Origin of the sequence: Arsenophonus endosymbiont of Bemisia tabaci Q2 (assembly GCF_902713415.1) — a bacterium.
GTDB lineage: Bacteria > Pseudomonadota > Gammaproteobacteria > Enterobacterales > Enterobacteriaceae > Arsenophonus.
Map to the genome: position 1 here is coordinate 1 of NZ_CACTIE010000245.1, position 2,799 is coordinate 2,799.

The window sequence follows — 2,799 nt, forward strand, 5'->3', positions numbered from 1 at the left end:
TCTGTATAGCGTTGGATTAATCAAATATAGCTGTGCGACTTTAAAATGATTACAAGTAATTACTCTATATCATTAAATTTATATTGGAGAAAAACATATATTTTGTAATCAAAATTAAGACGCTTAGTTATAGCTGCTACTAATGTTAATGATACTGTTCCACGCTATCTGTCTGAGGGCAAATGGTTGCCTAATCAAACGATAGCGACTCTGTCAAATCCAATGGATGTCAGCCAACCCAATAATTGGCTACGGATAGAGACACTTTTCCAGCACCAAAAATGGGAGCTTGATGAGCTTAGTCATCGTGTTGTTGATGATAGAATGACCGAAAAAACCGTTCAACAACTGGCTAGTAAAAGCTATATATCTGATCCACATAGCGCAGTTGCTTATCGTATTTTACGTGATCAGTTGGAAGATGATGAATATGGGCTGTTCTTAAGTACCGCACATCCAGCAAAATTTAAACAGAGTGTTGATCGTATTTTTGGTAAAACATTACCATTACCAGCTGCTTTAGCAAAACAAGCTAATTTACCGATATTTGCCCATCAATTACCCGCTGATTTTGCTTTGTTGCGTAAATTTTTATTTATGCATCCGACTTAATAACAATGATCTGAAATGGAAGCGTTAGCTTCCATTGTTAACCATGTTGTGATCGTTTAAACACTAGCTGATTATCTTTGGAAGCAGCGTTATCAAATTGATAACCGGCTAAGTTAAATTCAGTCAGTTGTTCAATATTCTTTAGTTGATTTTGAATAATAAAGCGACTCATTAATCCGCGCGCTTTTTTCGCATGGAAACTGATGAGTTTATATTATATTTCTCCTTTTTTGATCTAGAAAATAGGTTTCACAATATAAGCATCCAGTTTTTGCTATTAACGGCATTAAAATATTCATCTGAAGCTAAGTTAATCAGAATATTATCACCTTGCTTGCTTAAGGCCTGATTAAGATTTTCAGTAATGATATCCCGCCAAAAGACATAAAGATCTTTTCCTTGTTTATTATTGAGTTTAGTTCTCATTTCCAATCGGTATGGTTGCATCAGATCAAGTGGCCGTAATACACCGTATAAGCCTGATAGAATACGAAGATGTTTTTGGGAAAAGGTGAAATCTTTTGGCTTAAAATTTTCCGCTTGCAGGCCGGTATAGACGTCACCTTTAAAAGCTAAAATAGCAGGTCGGGCATTTTTTGGGGTGAAATTAGCATGACACTGTCCAGAACGCGCTGCATTTAAACCGGCTAATTTATCACTAATATGTATTAGACTGGCAATTTCCGCCGGTGTCACAGTTTACCACATATCTGAATCAATTGCTCAGTCTGTGATAATAGGGTTGGCTGACTATATTCTGTGGTGGCAAGCGGACTTTCATAATCAAGTGTTTTGGCAGGTGAAATCGTGATAAGCATAATTAATACCTAGTAAAATTCATAAATAAACAACTTTAATCAAAATAGTAAATGCCTATCATTAGGCTTATTTGTAGCATTTAAGGTTAATTATTGCTATTTAAACGATAGTAGGGTGTGAAAATAAGCTAACAAAATTTGTTATCGACAACAAAACAATGGTGGTGAATTTATTTGTTGTAATATCAATGAATGATATTATCCTAGCAAGATAGGATTTTGAGCCTCGGCTTCATCTCAATAATAACGGGATTAAAAAATGACCGATAAATTAACCTCTTTACGAAAAATAACAACGGTTGTAGCAGATACAGGTGATATAAGGGCAATAAAGCTTTATAAACCTGAAGATGCAACAACTAACCCTTCTTTGATCCTTAATGCGGCTCAGATCCTAGAATATCAGCCACTCATTGATGAAGCGATCTCATGGGCACGGCAACAAAGTCAATCACGTGAGCAACAAATTATTGATGCGTGTGATAAATTGGCTATTAATATTGGGTTAGAAATCCTGCAATTAATTCCCGGAAGAATTTCAACGGAAGTTGATGCCCGCTTTTCCTATGATACAGAAGCCTCTATTAATAAAGCGCGGCATATTATTGAGCTTTATAATCCGTGCCGGCATTAAAAATGAGCGTATTTTGATAAAATTGACTTCAACCTGGCAAGGGATCCGTGGGGCAGAGCAGTTGGAAAAAGAGGGTATTAACTGTAATCTAACGCTATTGTTCTCTTTTGCTCAGGCACGAGCTTGAGCTGAAGCCGGTGTTTATCTGATTTCACCTTTTGTCGGTCGTATTCTTGATTGGTATAAAGCGAATACCGATACAAAAGAGTATTCGCCACAAGAAGATCCTGGCGTTATTTCTGTTACACAAATTTACAATTATTATAAGCAGCACGACTATAAAACGGTTGTCATGGGGGCAAGTTTCCGCAATAGCGGTGAAATTTTGCAACTGGCAGGCTGTGATCGTTTAACAATTTCTCGAGCATTACTTAAAGAGCTTTCTGAAGCCCAAGGTGAAGTGCCCAGCAAATTGACATTTAATGGTCAAATTCAGTCACCGCTTAAGCCGATGACAGAAGCAGAATTCTATTGGCAACATTATGCAGATCCCATGGCAAGGGATAAACTGGCGGATGGTATTCGTAAATTTGCTATTGATCAGGAAAAATTGGAAAAAATGCTTGCCCAGCAGCTGTAATTAATATTTCTCTGTTATAACCTAAAAGCCTAGTCGATTACGTACTGGGCTTTTTGCTTTTATAGCTAAGCGTCTTAATTTTGATTACAAAATATATGTTTTTCTCCAATATAAATTTACTGATATAGAGTAATTACTTGTAATCATTTTAAAGT

3 pseudogenes are annotated in these 2,799 nt (G+C 36.3%); 2 read left to right on the top strand and 1 reads right to left on the bottom strand.

The features are described 5' to 3' along the window. Positions 1–129 precede the first annotated feature (129 nt). Positions 130–612: pseudogene (locus ARSQ2_RS10675) on the top strand (threonine synthase); the annotation flags it as partial. Positions 613–649: 37 nt separating this feature from the next. Here the strand turns inward: ARSQ2_RS10675 and yaaA are convergent. After that, positions 650–1,430: pseudogene (gene yaaA / locus ARSQ2_RS10680) on the bottom strand (peroxide stress protein YaaA). 259 nt (positions 1,431–1,689) lie between these two features. Here yaaA and tal point away from each other — a divergent pair. After that, positions 1,690–2,644 (top strand): annotated as a pseudogene (gene tal / locus ARSQ2_RS10685) (transaldolase). The last annotated feature ends 155 nt before the right edge of the window (positions 2,645–2,799 follow it).